This is a genomic window from Pseudomonas sp. 3A(2025) (assembly GCF_054589175.1).
Window position 1 is genome coordinate 1 of sequence record NZ_BAAILM010000109.1, and the last position, 249, is coordinate 249.

The 249-nt window shown below is 50.6% G+C and carries 1 rRNA gene; it reads right to left on the reverse strand.

Annotated elements, in window-relative coordinates:
* A 23S ribosomal RNA gene (locus ACYP2A_RS26600) occupies nt 1–249 on the reverse strand; the annotation flags it as partial.

Below are 249 nucleotides of genomic sequence, written 5' to 3' on the forward strand. Positions count from 1 at the left end.
ATACCCAGCGACTGTCGCCCTATTAAGACTCGCTTTCGCTACGCCTCCCCTATTCGGTTAAGCTCGCCACTGAATATAAGTCGCTGACCCATTATACAAAAGGTACGCAGTCACCCAACAAAGTGGGCTCCCACTGCTTGTACGCATACGGTTTCAGGATCTATTTCACTCCCCTCTCCGGGGTTCTTTTCGCCTTTCCCTCACGGTACTGGTTCACTATCGGTCAGTCAGTAGTATTTAGCCTTGGAG